Origin of the sequence: Necropsobacter massiliensis, from assembly GCF_000827595.2 — a bacterium.
In the GTDB taxonomy this organism is placed as follows: Bacteria; Pseudomonadota; Gammaproteobacteria; order Enterobacterales; family Pasteurellaceae; genus Necropsobacter; species Necropsobacter massiliensis.
The window spans coordinates 152079-170683 of sequence record NZ_LN776178.1 but is presented as its reverse complement, the minus strand read 5'-3'; the positions used below and the strand labels follow the sequence as shown (position 1 = coordinate 170683).

Here is an 18605-nt window from a genome sequence, read left to right as displayed (position 1 = left end):
ATACTATGGCAGCAGAAGGTGCAAATCAACTTATCAGTGTCGTTACATTACTTGCCGCAGCAGTGATTGCCGTACCATTATTCAAACGTTTGGGATTAGGCGCGGTGCTCGGTTATCTGGCGGCCGGTCTGGTTATTGGTCCTTTCGGTTTCGGATTATTTACCGATCCTGAAGGAATTATCCATATTGCCGAATTGGGCGTGGTCATGTTCCTGTTCATTATCGGTTTGGAAATGAAGCCGTCTCATATCTGGGGACTGCGCAATCATATTTTTTGTCTGGGCGCCTTTCAAATCGGATTATGTACCACCGCCCTGACTGCGATAACTATCGCTTACGGTTTTGACTGGAAAGTGGCGTTTGTCAGCGCCGCGGGATTCGTATTAACCTCCACTGCCATTGTAATGCAGGAACTGAGCGAGCGCGGTGATATTGCCTCCCCGCGCGGTCAGAAAATCGTATCCATTTTATTATTTGAAGATTTACTGATCGTGCCGCTGTTGGCATTTGTCACCTTTCTGGCACCGACGGATCCGAATATGGTCAACGACCAGCCGTTATGGCAGAAAATCGCAATCGCCGGCGTATCGGTTGCGGTCTTAGTCGCCGCCGGGCTATGGCTGCTTAATCCATTGTTCAAAATGCTGGCAAAAACCAAAATCCGTGAAGTGATGACCGCCGCCGCATTGCTGGTGGTGCTGGGTTCAGCGCTGTTAATGGAACAGGGCGGGCTGTCCATGGCAATGGGCGCTTTTGTCGCCGGCGTATTATTATCCGAGTCCAGTTTTCGCCATCAATTAGAAGCGGATATCGAGCCGTTCCGCGGTCTGCTGCTCGGTCTGTTTTTCCTCGGTGTCGGTATGTCGCTGAATCTATCGGTTGTCGCCCAGAACTGGTTTTTAATTATTTTCGGCGTATTAGCGTTCATGCTGGTAAAAGGGCTTTGTATTTATCTCATTGCACTCATCACCAAAAATAGTAATGCCAATGCCATTGATCGCGCTATTATTATGGCGCAGGGCGGTGAGTTTGCATTCGTCCTTCTTTCCGCCGCCGCAACGCAGGGTGTAATCAGTGCGGAAGTACAAGCCAATATGACAGCGATTGTAGTGTTATCCATGGTATTGACCCCACTGTTTATTATTTTACACAAAAAATATCTTATCCCGCGCCTATCCCATAAATATGATAAACAGGCGGCAGATCATATTGAAGAACAACATCCGATCGTACTAATCGGTCTGGGGCGGGCGGGGCAGATCATCAACCGCTTGCTGGTGATGACCGGGCATCATCCGACGATCATTGATAAAGATGCGGCATTAATCGCCGGCATGAAGAAAATGGGCACCAAAAGTTATTACGGCGATGCGACCAGACCGGAATTACTGCATGCCGCCGGCATTGAAAATGCAGAATTGCTGATTGTCGCGATTGATGATAAAGCGCAGGCGACTCATATCGTCGAAATAGCACGCGCAATGAATCCGCAACTTAAAATTATTGCGCGCGCCTATGACCGCATCCACGTTTATGAACTGTACCGCGCCGGTGCTGATCTACAGGTGCGCGAAACCTTTGATTCTTCGGTCAGAATGGCGAAAAAAGCACTGCGCATCTTAGGCATGGATGAAGAAATGGCAGAAGAAATCGCCCGCACTTATTTTTACAAGGATCGCCATAGCTTAAAACGCACCGCCGAAGTGTATGATCCGAAGATTGATCGCTTTGAAAACAAGCAACTGATTCAAACCGCCTTGGAAGTCAATCAGGAAATCATGGCTGAAATCCAGCAAATTATGCACAAAGAGCGTTGAGATCATCTCTCAACGCAGAGGTTGTGCCGGTGAGAGCGTTAATGCCGATTACCGAACGGCGGTTTGGCAAACCAGACAATAATAAACAATAACATAAACATAACGGCGGACAACCAGAAAATTTCATTCGCCCCAATAATAAATCCTTGTGCGGTAATTTTCTGCGCAATGGAAACCGAGGTTTGCGTGTCGCTCAGACCAAGTGCCGACATATGCTCATAATACGCCTGCACATTGGGATTATAAGGATTAATCACCTCGCTTAATTGCGTATGATGTACCGCCTCACGGTCATACCATAAAAAAGTCGTCAGCGATGTGCCTACCGATCCTGCCAGAGTACGCAGAAAGTTGAACAGGCTCGAGGCGGAAGCCATTTTCTGCGCCGGCAGACCGGACAAGGTAATCGTCGTCAACGGCATAAAGAAACAGGCGACTGCCAGCCCCTGCACCAATTGCGGCAGCGCAACGTCCGCAAACGCCATGCCGGGTTCAAACGTGACTGCGCGCCAGTGAAAAGTCAGCGCATATACGATAAAACTGACGGTCACTAAAATCCGCATATCAATTTTATAGCCGAAACGCCCGATAATCGGCGACAGCAGAATCGGAAACAGCCCCACCGGTGCGGCGGCAAGCCCCGCCCATGTGGCGGTATAGCCATATACCTGCTGCAACAACAGCGGAATCAGCACCACCGAACCAAGATAAATCAAAAATGCCAGACTGGTACATAAGCAGCCGACACTGAAATTACGCGATTTAAACAGAGAAATATCCACCACCGGGTTATCATCGGTGAGTTCCCAGATAACCAACGCGGTCAACGCGATAGCGGAAACCACGGTCAGCACAACAATTTCGGTAGAATTAAACCAATCCTGCTCTCTGCCTTGATCGAGCATCAGCTGCAAGCAGCCGACACCGACCACCAGCAGCACTAATCCGACCATATCAATCGGCTGATTCTGGGTTTGCGTTTCCCGTTTACCAAGCACCTTCCAAGTTAGAAACACTACCAGCAAACCGATAGGCACGTTAATAAAGAAAATCCAGCCCCAATGCAGATTGTCACTGATCCAACCGCCCAAAATCGGACCAAAAATCGGCGCCACCACCACGGTCATCGACCAAAATGCCAGTGCCATACTGCGGCGCTCCGACGGGTAATTATTCAATAATAAACTTTGCGACAGCGGAATCACCGGGCCTGCCGCCAGTCCCTGCAAGACGCGACAGACAATCAGCATTTCAAGGCTATGGGAAATGCCACACAGCCAAGAGGCAAACACGAACAGCCCGGTTGCAATTAAAAACAACCGCACTTCGCCAAAACGCTTGGCAAGCCAGCCGGTAATCGGAATGGAAATCGCATTCGCCACCCCGAAGGAGGTGATAACCCAAGTACCCTGACTGGACGAAGCGCCCAAATCACCGGCGATAGTCGGGATCGCAACATTAGCAATGGTCGAGTCCAACACCTGCATAAAGGTCGCCAACGACAGCGCTAATGTCATCAACACCAACGCCATTCCCTGCACAGATTTTTGCATATTGATAGCGACCTTAATTTCGGTTATCACGAATAATATTTTCGATCAATTTTTCCACCGCACTTTGATCATATCTCAGCACATCAGTGCTGTAGCGAACGGCGGCGTGCGGTTGTCGACGCAATACTTCGCCGCTGTTATCGGAAATATTCACTTCTGCGCTTGCCGACAAACCAATGCGCAGCGGATGCTGCGCCAGTTGCTCGGGATCCAGTTCAATTCGCACCGGTACGCGCTGCACCACTTTAATCCAGTTACCGGTGGCATTTTGCGCCGGCAGCAACGAAAAGGCGCTACCGGTACCCATTTCAATACCGGCGACTTTACCGTTAAATTTCACTTTATCGCCGTATAAATCAAACACCAGCGCCACCGGCTGACCGAGCCGCATATTGCGCAGCTGGGTTTCCTTAAAATTGGCATCCACCCACATCTGGCGCGGCGATACCACCGCCATTAATGCACTACCGACAGCCGCTTTCTGTCCCACTTGCGCGCTGCGGCGGGCAACATAACCGTCAATCGGACTAACGATTTTCGTCCGTTGTAAATTCAGCCATGCCTGTTTTAAAGCGCTCGCCGCTTTCCGCACTTCCGGCTGTTCGGTCAACGGCAGCGCTTTCAGCAACGCTTGATTTGCCGCCAATTGATTCTGTGCCGCATCCAGTTCCGCCTGTGCGCTTACAACCGCATCTCTGGCATGGTGCAGTGTTTCTCGGTCAATCGCACCGCTTTTATCCAGCTGTTCACGACGATTCAAATCGCCGCGCGCTTTGGATAACGCAATCGCTTTAGCTTTCACTGCCGCTTCAAGCTGTTTGACCGTATAACCTAATTGTTCGATTTGGCGCACCGCACTTGCCAGATTGTTCTGCGCTTGCGCAAAACTGAGCTGCGCGTCTTCATCGTCAAGTTCCAGCAGTACATCACCGGCGCGCACAACATCCATATTATCCACGTGAATTTTTGCGATGTTGCCGCTCACCTGAGCAGAAATCATCACCTGATTACCGCCCACATAAGCATCTTCGGTTTGTTCGTAATCCTTAACGAAGAAAAACCAATACAACCCGACGCCAATGGCAATAAGCAATAAAATAAATACAAAATAGCCTAAGGCTTTCCGTCGTTTCTGCTTTTTAGCGGTGGAATTGCTGCCGCTTGCAACTGCCGCGCCCGCCGCACTGACTGCCGCGGTTGCCGCAGTCGTATTTTTTGATGGTTCGTTCATAAGCGTCCTTTTATGTTATGCTTTTTGCAGATGTTCCAAGCGAGTAGAAAGTTTTAGCAGCAGATGAGTTAGTTCCACATGCTCTTGCGGTTTCAAAACGGAAAAAATCTGATCCAAACGATGCCATTGATTAGGCAACAATTCCTCAAAAAAACGAACACCCTGTGCGGTTAATTTCAGCAAAAATGCTCGTCTGTCGCTCTCCAGCGCCACACGTTCGACCCAACCGTTTTCGACCAGCACATCCGCAACTCGGGTAATATTGGTACGTGACAATCCCAACATTTCACTAAGCTGGGAAGGCTGCAAGGCCTGTTCTGACTGGCAATACAGCACAATCAGCGCCATAAACAGCGTATCGTTCAGCCCATGTTGTTTTAATAACCGGTTCCGATGTTCCAAATACAACCCGTTCACATGCAGCAGCAAACGTACCAAGATAATGTTGTCCACCGGCATGGACGGATTATCCCGAGCAAAATCACGAATACATTGCTGCTGCTCAGAAAAAGAAATTGGCATAATATGCTCCTCCAGGCAAAAAGTAAGGTGCGTAATAGTAACGCCAGTGATTAATTAAGTCAAAAATAAAGCGCCAATTTTTCACTTTCATGTGCGAATAATTTATTTTTTCAGCATCATCCTGATGAATGATATAATCGGCAGAATTTCAGCTGAATACGGAAACAATATTATGATAAGAATAGGTCACGGTTTTGATGTACATGCCTTCGGTGGAGCAGGTCCACTTATCATCGGCGGCGTTACCGTTCCTTATGAACGGGGGTTGCTGGCACACAGCGACGGCGATGTGGCGCTGCATGCGCTGACCGACGCGCTGTTAGGCGCCGCGGCTCTCGGCGATATCGGCAAACTGTTTCCCGATACGGATATGCGCTATAAAGGCGCCGACAGCCGCGCACTATTGCGTGAAGCCTATCGGCGCATTCAGGATAACGGCTATCACGTCGGCAATGTGGATGTCACCATTATCGCCCAAGCGCCGAAAATGCGCCCGCATATTGATAACATGCGCGCAGCAATCGCACAGGATCTTGCCTGCGACATAACGCAAGTTAATGTGAAAGCGACCACTACGGAAAAACTCGGTTTTACTGGTCGCGGCGAGGGCATTGCCTGCGAGGCGGTGGCGCTTTTAGTGAAATCCTAAGGAATGCGCATGACAGAGCTCGCGTATTTACAAAAAACCGCACCGAAACAGACCGCACTTTTAAAAGCCCAACCCTCGGATTTTATCGTGCGAGAACAACTCGGCTACGACCTGTCCGGCAACGGAGAATTCGTCGCGCTGAAAGTCCGCAAAACCGGCTGCAACACGCTGTTCGTCGGCGAAAAGCTGGCACAATTTGCCGGTATTGCGCCGCGAAATATGAGTTATGCCGGCTTAAAGGATCGTAATGCCGTCACGGAACAATGGTTCTGTCTGCATATACCCGGGCGAACAACACCGGATTTTGGCACCTTTCGGCTTGAAGGCGTAGAAATTCTACAGGTTACTCGCCATCATCGGAAAATCCGCATCGGCAGTCTGGATGGTAATGCGTTCGATATTCTGCTGCGCAATGCAGTCGTCAGCGATGAATTAATCCGGCGACTGAATAATGTACGCCAGCACGGTTTTCCCAACTATTTTACCGAGCAGCGTTTCGGTCGTGACGGAGACAATTTAACGCAGGCGCGACGCTGGGCAAGCGGCGAAATCAATATAAAAGATCGCAAACGGCGCAGTTTTTATCTTTCTGCTGCCCGCAGCGAAGTCTTTAATCAGGTGGTCTCGGCACGGATCACACAAAACACGATTGATCAAATATTGCCCGGCGATATTCTACAATTGGCGGGGTCGCACAGTCACTTCACGGCAAATCACGCAGAAGACTTGGCGGCATTAGAAGTGCGGTTAAAAAAGCGGGATATTTTACTCACTGCGCCGTTGATCGGTGATTCCATAACGCCTGCGACGACACTAGAACATGACATTGTGCAACAGCATCAGTCGCTCCTTGCGCTGATGCGACAAGCGCGCGTAAGTCCCGCCCGCCGTCCAATGATTATTCAGGCGCAGGATTTAAGCTGGGAATTTAATCCGGCGGGGCTGAAATTGCATTTTTATCTGCCGGCAGGCAGCTACGCCACCGCCTTAATCAGGGAACTGGTGCGAGTTGACGAACCGGCATAGCGGCCATATCCGCCGGACGAAATCAGCGCACTAAAATAACAACAAACAATAAGGATAAGCCCAATGCATATACTTCTTTCCAATGACGACGGTATTCATGCCGAAGGGATCAAAGCCCTCGCCTACGAACTGCGAAAAATCGCACAGGTTACGGTCGTGGCGCCGGATCGCAACCGCAGCGCCGCCTCCAGCTCGCTGACTTTGGTCGAACCGCTGCGCCCATTAAAACTAGATAGCGGCGATTACTGCATTAACGGCACGCCAGCGGATTGTGTACATCTGGCATTGAACGGTTTTTTATCCGGGCGGGTGGATCTAGTGGTCTCGGGCATTAACGCCGGGGTCAATCTCGGGGATGATGTAATTTACTCTGGCACCGTCGCCGCCGCGCTGGAAGGACGTCATCTCGGCTTGCCGGCAATTGCCGTATCGCTGGACGGTCGCCAGCATTATGAAACTGCGGCCAAGGTTGTTTGCGAATTAGTGCCGAAATTGCACAATCGACTGCTGAAAAGCCGGGAAATCCTGAATATTAACGTACCCGACATTGCGTATGATCAGTTAAAAGGCATTAAAGTCTGCCACTTGGGCTACCGCGCGTCCGCTGCGGAAGTGATCAAACAACAAGATCCGCGCGGTGAACATATTTACTGGATCGGACCATCCGGTTTGGCGGAAAATGAAGGGGACGGTACCGATTTTCATGCAGTCAAAAACGGTTATGTGGCAATCACGCCACTTCAAGCCGATATGACAGCCTATCACTCAATCGCCGCTTTACAAGATTGGTTAAAAAGTGAATAATGTTGCGCTTTCGCAAATAAATTGAGGAGAAATCCATTGAACATTTTTGGTGCGATGTATGACAAAACCATGCAATGGTCAACTCATCGCTACGCGACATTCTGGCTGAGCTTTGTCAGTTTTATTGAAGCAATATTTTTCCCGATTCCACCGGATGTGATGCTTATTCCGATGTCCATGTCAAAACCGAAAAGTGCGGTCAGATTCGCGCTATATACCGCCGTTGCCTCGGCTGTCGGCGGTATGCTCGGGTATGCGCTAGGCTATTATGCCTTTGATTTCGTGCAGCACTATATTCAGCAATGGGGCTATCAGGCACATTGGAACACGGCAATCTCATGGTTTAAACAATGGGGCATTCTGGTGGTTTTTGTCGCTGGATTTTCGCCGATCCCCTATAAAGTATTCACTATTTGCGCCGGTGTAATGCAAATGGCGTTTTTACCTTTTGTGATTACCGCCTTCGTTTCTCGCGCCGCCAGATTCCTTATCGTGGCGAAACTGGCTGCTTGGGGTGGTGAAAAATTCGCCGCAAAACTGCGCAAATCCATTGAGGTTATCGGCTGGTCGGTGGTTGCGCTGGCGGTTATCGCTTATCTAATTTTAAGATAATTCGGGTGTGAAAATGAATAAATTGTGTTTCTTGTTGTCTATACTTTTAACGCTTACGGCTTGCTCATCCGCCGATACGCCGCCTGATGAAAATAGCCTCCCTCCGGGAATAATGGAACCAGTGCCTGAAACGGGCGCGGTGGCGGATGCCGATTGGTCGCCGCACATCGAAAAACAACAAATGCCTGAAAATATGAATGAATAGAAGGAAGAAAAAAGAAATGAACAAATCCTTTTTACTTTTACCTGTCAGCCTTGCTGTGCTGGCAGCTTGTAGCTCGAATGCTCCCGCGCCGGTCGAAAATGCCGATAACGCACTCACCCCTGGCATGATGCAGCCGGTGGATAGTAACGGCGATAATAATACTTGGAATCCGCAGATTCAGCAGCAAAGCATGCCGGAAAGTATGACTGTACAGCCTGTGACTTCAACAACCGCACCGGCATTACAGACCCAAGCGGTACAACCTCAAATACAACCTGCGCTACAAACCCCGGCGCAGCCGCAAGTGCAACAACCGGTGGCACAACCGACTCAAAACCGCCAAACCGCCGCGGTCAGCACGACAGCGGTAAAACCGGCAAGTCAGAATTTTGAAATTCCGCGCAACCCGCAAACTAACGCGCCGGATTACAGTAAAATCGACAAAGGTTTTTATAAAGGCGAAACCTACACTGTCAGAAAAGGCGATACCATGTTCCTGATCGCTTATATTTCCGGTATGGACGTCAAAGAACTCGCCGCCTTAAATAATATGTCCGAACCCTATAATTTAAGTGTCGGACAAACCTTAAAAATCACCAATCACAGCAATACCGCGGCGGTTGCAGCACCGACTGTTGCAGCCGCAACCAGCACCACACAGGCAGTCGCTAAACCGGTCGAACCAGCGGTCACTTACACACCGGGACCAAACGGCACACAATACGGTTCTGACGGCTCGATTATCGGTCCGATTAAATCAGGCGCCGGTACCAATCCGCCGCTAACGCAAACTGCCGCTCTACCGACAAGCAACACGACACCGGCGCAACCGACCGCACAGGCAGTACCGGTGCAAAGTACCGTGGTGGCGCCTGCAGTCTCCAATGTGCTCTGGCGCTGGCCGACCAACGGCAACATCGTACAAGGTTTCTCCAGTTCTGACGGTGGCAACAAAGGGATTGACATCAGCGGTTCACGCGGACAGGCGGTCAATGCGGCGGCAGCCGGTCGCGTGGTTTATGCTGGCAACGCATTACGCGGTTACGGCAACCTGATCATTATTAAACATAACGACGACTACCTAAGTGCTTACGCACACAACGAAAGCATTCTAGTTAAAGATCAGCAGGAAGTTAAAGCCGGTCAGCAAATTGCCAAAATGGGCAGCTCCGGCACCAATGGCGTAAAACTGCACTTTGAAATCCGCTACAAAGGCAAATCCGTTGATCCAGTACGTTACTTACCGAGACGTTAATTACGATGTACCTCAGATTTCTCGCGCTCGTTGCAGGCATAATGCTTACCGCAGCCTGCACAGCGCAATCCGATAATCCGCCGTTAACCGGCGCCGACAGGGATGCGCATGGTTGTATCGGCTCTGCCGGTTACAGCTGGTCGGTGCTGAAACAGCAATGCGTACAGCCTTTTTCAGCGGCGGATATCCGTTTAGCCGATCCAGACAACGCCGGGCTGGCAATTTATGTCATCGTCTCGGCAGATAAATCTGAAGCGGAACTCTTTGCCGCCGATCTGCCGCCGGGCACACGACTTCAGGCGGTAAAAGGCGGTTATGGTTCTGATGACGGAAACATACGCCTGCTGAAAACTCGACAGGGCTGGACATTGAGAAAAGCACAAAGTGCGGTCAAAAAATAACATATTTTCAACCGCACTTTTACCGCCAAGCGTCATGCAATTATTGCAACGCTTTCAGTGTATCCCGATATTCGACAGAATGCTGTAACAGCAGTTGCGCCGCCTGTTTCAGTTTATTCACATCCGAACGGGGCAAATAAAAGGAGGTGCTGATATTCAATACCTCTTTTTTCAGCGCCGATTCGGGTAAATCTTTCAGCCCCAGACTGACAAAATGCAGCTCGACCCGTTTTTCCGCCGGTACTTTTTGCATAAACTGATTCCAGCTGTCGGTAAACTCACGAAAACGGCGCAGCGTGGTTTGTGTGTTGCGATCAATCGGCACATTAATCACCGTATTAATCACATAAGCTGCGGTCGGCACATCAGCGGATTTATCAATTTCATTAGATACTTCGTTCTGGGCGTTGACATTAATCACAACAATACGCTTTAACCCGGATGCTATCGCCTTGCGATACATCAGCTCCTGCCCCGCCACATCATAAATATCAATTAATCCCGCCAATCCCAGATTATCGGTTAAACCGCCGTCCACCAAATGAATATAAGGTCGCTCACGGCTGTCGCCGTACAACGATAAGGCAGCCTTCAGTTCATTGATATTCTTAGCTCGCGCCAGCTCATCTTTATTGGCGGCAATAACCTGTTCCAGTGCCCCGGAGGAAAAATGACAATTGCCGGCATTATTATTTAAAGTCAGCGGACTGAACACTAACGGCACCGCGCTGGAAGCCGCCACCGCGCGGGCAATTTCCATATCGCTTAAATTCAAACATAAGCCGTCAAAAAATTCCTGCGTAAAAGTTACTTTTTGACCCACATTCATATCCGTTGCGCTGATAATGGCAAACGGTCCCTTGCGCTGTGTTGCCAGATCACCGAAAGTTTTCTTTTTATACAACGCAAGATTGAACTGTTCCTGCAACAAATCGCTGCGACCGAACTGCGGCGAGGTCAAACGCGGCAAATTGGACAAGGAGAAAATCTGGCTGATAATTTCACGCTGAAAGTCCTTTTTCAGAAAATTTTCCTCAAATTTCGGCACGACATCGCGCCCTTCCAGTGAAAAATAGGTTGCCAGCACCGAACCGCCGGACACACCGTACACCAGATCAATATTGTCTAGCAGGGTATCCCCTTTCGTGCTACGACGCACCGGCGTGCGTTTAAATTCTTCCAAAATACCGTACCCCAACGCAGCAGCACGGCTTCCACCGCCAGAAAAGACCAACACGACCAGATTGCCGTCATCCTTCTGTAGTGCGGTTTGGGTGCGATAGCCCGCCTGCGGATTAACCCGACTGATGGTCGCCACCGGCTGATAAGTCACTAAACTACAGGCGGACAACAACAGCGCACACGATAAAATTAACATGTTTTTCATATTATTTCGATATTATGACGTGCTCTCATAAAGATTTTAGCGATTAAAAACCATAAAATCCCTATTAAAACTTTAACTTAATGGGGGATTATTATGGCAGAAAGCCACTTAATCTCGCAACTTTAAGAAGCGCTCGAAAGGCACCACACAGAAAAAGCGATACCGTGCAAAATAAAGGAAATTAATTAAGCGATCTAGCATGCCGGCATCGCCATATGATTGCTGCTGACAATCATCAACAACACAATTTGTTTGCCAAGTGCTAAACGCGCAGGCGAACATTGTTATGCCATTAGCGACGCGGTGAATGTGGCATAATTCGCAAATTTTCCCTAAAATCTGCCCCTCTGTTCCATTTCATCAACATTTTCACCCGCACTTTTTCTTTTGAAACAAAAGTGCGGTCATTTTTTGTGCCGTTTTGAAAATATAAGCGGTCAAATTTTTTCTAATTTTATCCGCTCAACTCGCTATCAGTTTATCCAGAAATTGATGCAATTTCTCGTTCATTTCTCGATAATCGTAATAAGCGATTTCATCGGCACGTTGCACAAATGGATGTTGCTGGCTGAGCTGGTCTAGCTGCGGTTCGCTGGCGATTAACAAACTTGCCACTTCAGGCGTGATTTCCATATGGCATTGAAAACCATACACTTTTGAAGTGTAACGGACAATTTGACGTGGGCAGCCAGCACTGGTCGCAAGAATTTGGCAGTCGGCAGTTAAACCCGGCATATCGTTGTGCCAATGCCCAACGGCAAGGGTGTCGCCAAAATGGTTGATGAGCGGATCCTGCAATCCCTGCGCCGTGAGCTGAATCGGAAACACGCCGATTTCTTTTTCAGGACTATGTCCGTATGCAGCGCCCAAGGCTTCACCGATCAGCTGTGCCCCCAAACACACACCCACCACGGCTTTACCTGCATCAATGCAACGGCGAATCAACGCTTGTTCCGCTTGGCTATCAAAATGTGGAAACTCCGCTTTGCTGGAACTCGGGCTTTGCGGCCCGCCCATAATCAGCAGCAAATCAATGTGTTCCACGCTTTCAGGCAACGACTCGTTCTCATACACTTTGGAAAAACTGATCGAATAGCCACGTGCCTGCGCCCAATCTAAATATGCCCCCGGAGCTTCAAAACTCTCGTGTTGAATACAATGAATGTGCATTTTGCTTTCCTTTTGTTTGTGAAATTGGAACAAGTGTAATGGAATGCGAACGGTTTGTCGCTGAATTTCAATATATAGAATGGATACCCCGTAGGGGCGCGACGCTCGCGTCCGCTACAATTTCACTATTTCACCAATCTCATTTTACGCAAAAATGGGGATATTTTTATGAAAATTTGACCGTTTTGATTTTAATTTGATATTTGTGCGTATTTCACATTTTCGGACGCCAGCGTGGCGTCCCTACATGTTATCGGGGTAAAATCTCGATCGTTATTCTTCATTAAAACCTCGTAGGGGCGCGACGCTCGCGTCCGCTACAATTTCACTATTTCACCAATCTCATTTTACGCAAAAATGGATATATTTTTATGGGAATTTGACCGTTTAGATTTTAATTCAATATTTGTGCGTATGCGATGTTTTCGGACGCCAGCGTGGCGTCCCTACAACTTTAGTTAGGCGATTTTTACCAAAAATTGGCACATGCCTTGGGAATTGATTATCTGCCTGAAGATTTGGCGATAGATGGACTCGCCGGCATTGTGGGCGGTGATTGAGGCGTTGAAAGTATAATGCGGCAAAAAACACCCGCACTTTTTATTTGACGCAAAAAGTGCGGTCGAATTTTCTACCGTTTCGGTAGGTATGAACATTCAACCGCAATTATCGTATAGCCATTCTGTTAGGATTACGATTACGGCTGCCAGCCGCCCCCCAGCGCTTTATATAAATTAATCAGATTCTGTGCACTGTTTAATTGGGATTCAATAATCTGTGCACGGTAATTTAACGCTGAAATCTGCGCGCGCAATGCTACATCCAACGTTTTCTCACCATGGCGGAACAGCGCCTGCGCATCGCGCGCTTGTTTTTCCGCCTGCTGATAAGCGGTCTGTAACAATCGGGTCTGATTGGTCAGGCTATATTGCATCTGATAGGCACTGTCCACTTCGCTCAACGCCGTCAGCAGCGTTTTATCGTACTGAATTAACGCACCTTTCAGCCGCGCATCGGCGGCATCAATATTCGCCTGAATCCGCCCGTTGGTAAAAATCGGTAGCTGTACACCGAGACTCAGCAGGCTGCCCAACCCGGAAACGTGCGATAAATCGTTATTCAGCTCAATTCGTCCGCCGTGTCCTGCGAAGGTAATATCAAAGCGCGGATACAAATCCGCCTTGGCGCTAGCAACTTTTGCCATTGCCGCCTGAATTTGTTGCGCATTCGCACGAATATCAGGACGGCGTTCCACTAAATTGCCCGGCTGCTGTCCAGACGGCGCGGTAGGAATGTGTGCCAGCGGATCGCCCTGTTTCACTACCCGAAATCCCTGCGCTGGTTGCCCCAACAATACGGCAATATTGCGCTGATAGCTGTCCGCCTGCGCCTGCAATGTCGCCTGTTTTGCCTGTAAGGCGGAAATCTGACTATTGATTTCATTCACTTCATAGGCGGTGGCATCACCTGCGACAAAGCGTCCTTTGATATAACGTTGTAACTGCTGCAATGAAGAAATATTCTGTTTTAGCACCGCACTTTGTTGCTCGGTGGCGTAAATTTTAAAATAGTTTTCTGCAATCTGTGAGGCGACCAATAATTGCGCGGCGTAAACTTGCTCCTGATAACTCAAAGCAACGTGCTGCGCGGCATCGGCGTCACTGCGCTTTTGCCCGAAGAAATCCGGTTCCCAAGAGGCGACAAGCGCGCCGAAGCCGGAATAACTTCGAGATGACGACGGATTAACGCGCCCGCTATCCAGATCCGTTACACTCCATCCGCCCGAAGCTACCGCACTAACCGATGGTCCGCGATCCGCATCCGCCGCACGACTGTTCGCCTGTGCCTCACTTAAACGGGACTGCGCCAGTGCAACATCCAGATTATTTGCCAATCCCTGTTCAATCAAGCGGGTCAGCTGCGGATCCCGCCAGTTTCGCCACCATTGCAATATTTCACCGGCCCCTGTTGCCTTCTGCCCGTGTTCAAATTGGGGCGGCAGCCGCACGCTTGATTGCGCGCTCATGTCCGTATTCTGGCAGGCGGTAAGTACGGCAACAAGTAAGCTGATGGTCGTAACGCTCAATTTTTTCATATTCAAATCCTGATTAACCTTGTCTTGACAGCATTGATTTAAACTGCATCAACGCTAAACTTAAAAAGATAATACCTAAGCCAATCATTTTGACTAACTTATCCCATACCAGCTCAAAACCTGCACCGCGGAATAACACATCCTGCGCATACGCGCCCAATATGGTAGTCGGCGAAAACTGGGTGATTTGCTGCGCCAATTCCGGCATATTTTCCAGCGGTGAGTTAGTACCCGACAGCAGATACATCACCACATACACCGGAATACACAGCAGCCCGAACTGCGGCATAGTCGGTGCGATAATCGCCAGTAAAATCCCCAGCGCCGAAATGGAAAACAAAAAAGTAATCACGCCTAAGGCAAACAGCGGGATAGAGTTCAATGCAATCGGCACTTCCAGCACGCCTCTGACAATCAACGTCAGAGAAAGCATGGCGACACACAACAGCACCACGCCGTTAGCCAGAATCTTGGATACCGCAATTTCGCTGGAACCGACCGGCATCACCAATAAATGCTCGATAGTGCCTCGTTCCCGTTCACGAATAACCGCTGCGCCAACCAGTAGCAATACCAGCAAATTCAGGTTGCCCACAATCTGCATGGTGCCCATTAACCATTTACTGGAATAATTCGGGTTATACAGTACGTTAATGGCGGCATTAATCGGTGCGGACTGAACGGATGCAGTTTTCAAAAACTGCTGAATTTCCGCACTCAGCGTCTGATTAATATAAGAGCTGCCGATACTGGCTTGTGTCATCGCCGTGGCATCCACCAACAGCTGAATTTTCGGTGCCTGTCCTTTCAACATATCGCGTTGATAATTAGGTGGAATATCCAGCACGAAAGTATATTTTCCGGTATCCATTGCCCGATCAATATCGGCATAATTGATTTCTTCCACCTGTTTGAAATTCGGCGGAATCAGGCTATCGCGCAAACGATAAGACAGCACCGAATGATCATTATCCACCACCGCAACTGCTGCATTTTTCACTTCAGTCGTCGGCATATTGGCAATGGTAATTAACGCCACGGAAAACATATATACAATCAATACCATTAAAATGGGGTCAGTAAATAAGCTGCGAAATTCTTTCACGGACAAATAAGCCACATTTTTTAGCCAACGCATATTATTTCTCCTGTTTCTTTAGAAAGCGGGCTGCCAGCGCCAAATAAGCGGAGTAAATAATCAGCAGCGCCGCATAATTCGGCAGAAAATCGGTAAATCCCAGCCCTTTGGTAAAACCGCCCAAGCTGATAATCTGGAACCATGCGCCCGGGAAAATGTGAGCCAGTAAATACACATTCGGTGACAGCGTTGCGGTCGGGTACATCATGCCGGAGAAATTCATGGTCGGAACCATAATCAGAATCGCCGTGGCAAACAATGCCGCTACTTGTGAACTGACAAAGCTGGATACCAGCAGCCCGAAGCCTGTGGAGGCACAAATAACAAATACCGCACCTAAAAACATCGCCCACGCGGAACCTTTAATCGGCACGTCAAACAAGACAATAGCAATCCAGACCAACAACAGATAGCTGAAAAAAGACAACATAATATAAGGCAGCTGTTTTCCCAGTAAAAACTGCAACGGTGTTGCCGGTGAACCGTACAAATTCATAATGGAACCGATTTCTTTTTCTCGCACCACGCCAAGTGCGGTCATCATTGAGGGGACCATCATCATCGCTAGCATAATAATGCCCGGCGTCATGGCAAATACGCTGCGGAAATCCTGGTTATAGACAAAACGGGTTTCCAAAATAGAATTTCCCGCTACACTGATTCCCTGCGCGCGCAAGTAATCGCGGCTATATTGCGCAATCACACCGCTCGTGGAACCTTTCAGATTTTCCGCCATAGACGGAAATGCGCCGTCAATAAAAAACCCGACTTCCGGTTTTTGCCCGTTCAACATCTCACGCCCAAACCCGGCGGGTATCTCAATCACCATTTTTACTTGTGCGCTTTGTAGAACTTCATTAATTTCACTCACATGATAAATAGCGGGCTGACGAATAAAGTAATGTGAGCCGTTAAAATACTCCACCAGCTTACGGCTTTCCGACGTATTATCATGGTCCAACACGGTAAATTTAAGCGGATTAATATCAAAGGATATGCTTGACGCCATGGCAACCAGCATAACCGCCGGTCCGCCCAGTGCAAAGAACAGACGGATTTTATCGCGTAGTAATTCTTTGCTTTCGCGTACCGCAAATGTCCACACCATCGCAAACCATGCTGCAAAACCGCTCGAATATGCGGTTCGCGCCTGAGTCGGTGAGGTTTCAAGCGATGTTTCATGCTGTGGCGCAGTCACTTCGTCTTCCTGTTCTTCCAGATAAATGATAAATGCCTGTTCCAGCGTCTCTGCGTTTTTGCCCTCGCGCAACTCTTCCGGTGTGCCAACCCCAAGCACTTTACCGCGGTGCATAAACGAAATCCGATCACAGCGTTCCGCTTCATTCATGAAATGCGTGGTGACAAAAATTGTGATCTTATCTTCGCGCGACAGTTTAATCAGATATTCCCAGAACATATCACGCGCTGCCGGATCCACGCCCGAGGTCGGTTCGTCCAAAATTAACACCTCTGGTTTATGCAAACAAGCGGCGGCAAGCTGCAAACGTTGGCGGATCCCCAACGGCAGCGATTCCGGTTTTTGATCGGCGAATTCGGTTAAATGAAACTGTTCCATCGCTGTATTCACATAGTCATGCCACTGACTTTTCTCGATTTGATACAGCTTGGCATGCAGTTCCAGATTCTGACGCACGCTGAGTTCTTCATACAGCGAAAAAGCCTGCGACATATAACCTACTCTTTTGCGTGTGTTAATATCGCCAGCATCCACCGGTTTGCCCAATAACTGTGCCGAACCTTCCGTCGCATCCAGCAAACCGGTCAGCATTTTCATGGTAGTAGATTTACCACAACCGTTGGAACCTAAAAAGCCGAAAATCTCACCTTTCGGAATGGTAAAACTGACGTGATCGACAGAAACAAAATCGCCGAATTTCTTGGTCAGCCCCTCCGCCTCAATGGCGGGCGGCTCATCTTTATTCGGTTGAAAAGGCGGGATGTCCAAACCGTTTTCCGCACCGCGTTTTTCCGGCGGCAACAACTTAATATAAGCCTGTTCCAACGTGCTGCTTTCCGTCTCTTCCATCACCTGCTTGGTCGGCGCATCGGCAATTAATTTACCGTCATCCATTGCCAACAAATGTTCGAATTTCTCCGCCTCCTCAATATAGGCAGTGGCGACAACGACGGTCATTTGTGGTGATTCCTGCCGCAGATCCGCCACCAATTCCCAGAACTGGCGACGGGAAAGCGGATCCACCCCGGTCGTCGGTTCATCCAGAATCAATAGATCCGGATTATGCACCAAAGCACAACACAGGCTTAATTTCTGTTTCATCCCGCCCGATAATTTGCCTGCCGCACGCTCGGCAAAGGGTAACAAACCGGTTGCATTGAGCAGGCGCTGAATCCGTGCGTTACGATAATCTTTAGCCAAACCGAACAAACGGGCATGAAACTCAATATTTTCATAAATAGACAGGGTAGGATATAAATTTTTGCCTAATCCCTGCGGCATAAACGCCACTTGATAAGACAGACTGTCGCGCTGGGTTTTATCGCTGACATCTTTATCAAAGACCTTTATTGTGCCCTGTTGCAGCACTTTCACCCCGGCAATCAGGGAAAGCAGCGTCGATTTTCCCACCCCATCCGGACCGATTAAACCGACGCTGACGCCTCTGGGAATCTGCAAAGACACCCTATCTAAAGCCTGCGTCTTACCGTAACTGTGGCTTAGCTCCGTAACGGAAACCGCGATATCATTTACTTCCGCCAT

16 protein-coding genes are annotated in these 18605 nt (G+C 49.0%); 8 read left to right on the top strand and 8 right to left on the bottom strand.

Annotated features, from left to right (window positions below; all coding sequences use genetic code 11):
- Positions 1 to 5 precede the first annotated feature (5 nt).
- Positions 6 to 1817 (top strand): monovalent cation:proton antiporter-2 (CPA2) family protein, encoded by a 1812-nt coding sequence (locus BN3349_RS00845; RefSeq protein ID WP_040975417.1) that lies wholly within the window; start codon positions 6 to 8, stop codon positions 1815 to 1817.
- 38 nt (positions 1818 to 1855) lie between these two features.
- Here BN3349_RS00845 and BN3349_RS00840 read toward each other — a convergent pair whose 3' ends face one another.
- The 3 genes from BN3349_RS00840 to mprA are packed head-to-tail and all read right to left on the bottom strand — an operon-like array spanning position 1856 to position 5123.
- Positions 1856 to 3370 (bottom strand): DHA2 family efflux MFS transporter permease subunit, encoded by a 1515-nt coding sequence (locus BN3349_RS00840; protein WP_040975416.1) that lies wholly within the window; start codon positions 3368 to 3370, stop codon positions 1856 to 1858.
- Between the two features lie 13 nt (positions 3371 to 3383).
- A complete protein-coding gene (locus BN3349_RS00835) occupies positions 3384 to 4601 on the bottom strand; it encodes an EmrA/EmrK family multidrug efflux transporter periplasmic adaptor subunit (protein ID WP_048736615.1) in 1218 nt (405 codons plus the stop codon).
- Between the two features lie 15 nt (positions 4602 to 4616).
- The gene (mprA, locus tag BN3349_RS00830; RefSeq protein ID WP_040975415.1) at positions 4617 to 5123 is read right to left on the bottom strand and encodes a transcriptional repressor MprA; all 507 of its coding nucleotides are present in this window, start codon (positions 5121 to 5123) and stop codon (positions 4617 to 4619) included.
- Between the two features lie 172 nt (positions 5124 to 5295).
- Here mprA and ispF point away from each other — a divergent pair, with 172 nt between their 5' ends.
- The 7 genes from ispF to BN3349_RS00795 all read left to right on the top strand — a co-directional run bounded on the left by ispF (position 5296) and on the right by BN3349_RS00795 (position 10075).
- A complete protein-coding gene (gene ispF / locus BN3349_RS00825; protein WP_040975414.1) occupies positions 5296 to 5772 on the top strand; it encodes a 2-C-methyl-D-erythritol 2,4-cyclodiphosphate synthase in 477 nt (158 codons plus the stop codon).
- Between the two features lie 9 nt (positions 5773 to 5781).
- Entirely contained in the window at positions 5782 to 6798 is a 1017-nt protein-coding gene (gene truD, locus BN3349_RS00820; RefSeq protein ID WP_040975413.1) for a tRNA pseudouridine(13) synthase TruD, read from the top strand.
- Between the two features lie 63 nt (positions 6799 to 6861).
- Positions 6862 to 7602: a 5'/3'-nucleotidase SurE gene (gene surE / locus BN3349_RS00815; protein WP_040975412.1), complete on the top strand. Its 741-nt coding sequence runs from the start codon at positions 6862 to 6864 to the stop codon at positions 7600 to 7602.
- 36 nt (positions 7603 to 7638) lie between these two features.
- Positions 7639 to 8214 (top strand): YqaA family protein, encoded by a 576-nt coding sequence (locus tag BN3349_RS00810; protein ID WP_040975411.1) that lies wholly within the window; start codon positions 7639 to 7641, stop codon positions 8212 to 8214.
- 13 nt (positions 8215 to 8227) lie between these two features.
- Positions 8228 to 8419, top strand: a complete 192-nt coding sequence (locus BN3349_RS00805) for a hypothetical protein (protein ID WP_082024864.1) — start codon at positions 8228 to 8230, stop codon at positions 8417 to 8419.
- A gap of 16 nt (positions 8420 to 8435) precedes the next feature.
- Positions 8436 to 9674: a murein hydrolase activator NlpD gene (nlpD, locus tag BN3349_RS00800; RefSeq protein WP_040975410.1), complete on the top strand. Its 1239-nt coding sequence runs from the start codon at positions 8436 to 8438 to the stop codon at positions 9672 to 9674.
- Positions 9675 to 9715: 41 nt separating this feature from the next.
- Positions 9716 to 10075, top strand: coding sequence for a hypothetical protein (locus BN3349_RS00795; protein ID WP_218971796.1), 360 nt, complete (start codon positions 9716 to 9718; stop codon positions 10073 to 10075).
- Between the two features lie 40 nt (positions 10076 to 10115).
- Here BN3349_RS00795 and BN3349_RS00790 read toward each other — a convergent pair whose 3' ends face one another.
- The 5 genes from BN3349_RS00790 to rbbA form a co-directional block, all read right to left on the bottom strand.
- Positions 10116 to 11462 (bottom strand): patatin-like phospholipase family protein, encoded by a 1347-nt coding sequence (locus BN3349_RS00790; protein ID WP_040975408.1) that lies wholly within the window; start codon positions 11460 to 11462, stop codon positions 10116 to 10118.
- Positions 11463 to 11924: 462 nt separating this feature from the next.
- Positions 11925 to 12632, bottom strand: a complete 708-nt coding sequence (locus tag BN3349_RS00785; RefSeq protein WP_040975407.1) for a type 1 glutamine amidotransferase — start codon at positions 12630 to 12632, stop codon at positions 11925 to 11927.
- Between the two features lie 697 nt (positions 12633 to 13329).
- The gene (locus BN3349_RS00780; RefSeq protein ID WP_040975406.1) at positions 13330 to 14727 is read right to left on the bottom strand and encodes an efflux transporter outer membrane subunit; all 1398 of its coding nucleotides are present in this window, start codon (positions 14725 to 14727) and stop codon (positions 13330 to 13332) included.
- A gap of 13 nt (positions 14728 to 14740) precedes the next feature.
- Entirely contained in the window at positions 14741 to 15865 is a 1125-nt protein-coding gene (locus BN3349_RS00775) for an ABC transporter permease (protein WP_040975405.1), read from the bottom strand.
- A gap of 1 nt (position 15866) precedes the next feature.
- Complete coding sequence (gene rbbA / locus BN3349_RS00770; protein ID WP_040975404.1) at positions 15867 to 18605, bottom strand: ribosome-associated ATPase/putative transporter RbbA; 2739 nt, start codon at positions 18603 to 18605, stop codon at positions 15867 to 15869.

Bases quoted from the DNA above. Each gene is read 5' to 3' on its own strand.
- mprA (WP_040975415.1), bottom strand. From the start codon at position 5,123: ATGCCAATTTCTTTTTCTGAGCAGCAGCAATGTATTCGTGATTTTGCT.
- BN3349_RS00835 (WP_048736615.1), bottom strand. From the start codon at position 4,601: ATGAACGAACCATCAAAAAATACGACTGCGGCAACCGCGGCAGTCAGT.
- ispF (WP_040975414.1), top strand. From the start codon at position 5,296: ATGATAAGAATAGGTCACGGTTTTGATGTACATGCCTTCGGTGGAGCA.
- truD (WP_040975413.1), top strand. From the start codon at position 5,782: ATGACAGAGCTCGCGTATTTACAAAAAACCGCACCGAAACAGACCGCA.
- BN3349_RS00805 (WP_082024864.1), top strand. From the start codon at position 8,228: ATGAATAAATTGTGTTTCTTGTTGTCTATACTTTTAACGCTTACGGCT.
- BN3349_RS00780 (WP_040975406.1), bottom strand. From the start codon at position 14,727: ATGAAAAAATTGAGCGTTACGACCATCAGCTTACTTGTTGCCGTACTT.
- BN3349_RS00775 (WP_040975405.1), bottom strand. From the start codon at position 15,865: ATGCGTTGGCTAAAAAATGTGGCTTATTTGTCCGTGAAAGAATTTCGC.
- BN3349_RS00845 (WP_040975417.1), top strand. From the start codon at position 6: ATGGCAGCAGAAGGTGCAAATCAACTTATCAGTGTCGTTACATTACTT.
- BN3349_RS00790 (WP_040975408.1), bottom strand. From the start codon at position 11,462: ATGAAAAACATGTTAATTTTATCGTGTGCGCTGTTGTTGTCCGCCTGT.
- nlpD (WP_040975410.1), top strand. From the start codon at position 8,436: ATGAACAAATCCTTTTTACTTTTACCTGTCAGCCTTGCTGTGCTGGCA.
- BN3349_RS00840 (WP_040975416.1), bottom strand. From the start codon at position 3,370: ATGCAAAAATCTGTGCAGGGAATGGCGTTGGTGTTGATGACATTAGCG.
- surE (WP_040975412.1), top strand. From the start codon at position 6,862: ATGCATATACTTCTTTCCAATGACGACGGTATTCATGCCGAAGGGATC.
- rbbA (WP_040975404.1), bottom strand. From the start codon at position 18,605: ATGGCGGAAGTAAATGATATCGCGGTTTCCGTTACGGAGCTAAGCCAC.
- BN3349_RS00795 (WP_218971796.1), top strand. From the start codon at position 9,716: ATGCTTACCGCAGCCTGCACAGCGCAATCCGATAATCCGCCGTTAACC.
- BN3349_RS00785 (WP_040975407.1), bottom strand. From the start codon at position 12,632: ATGCACATTCATTGTATTCAACACGAGAGTTTTGAAGCTCCGGGGGCA.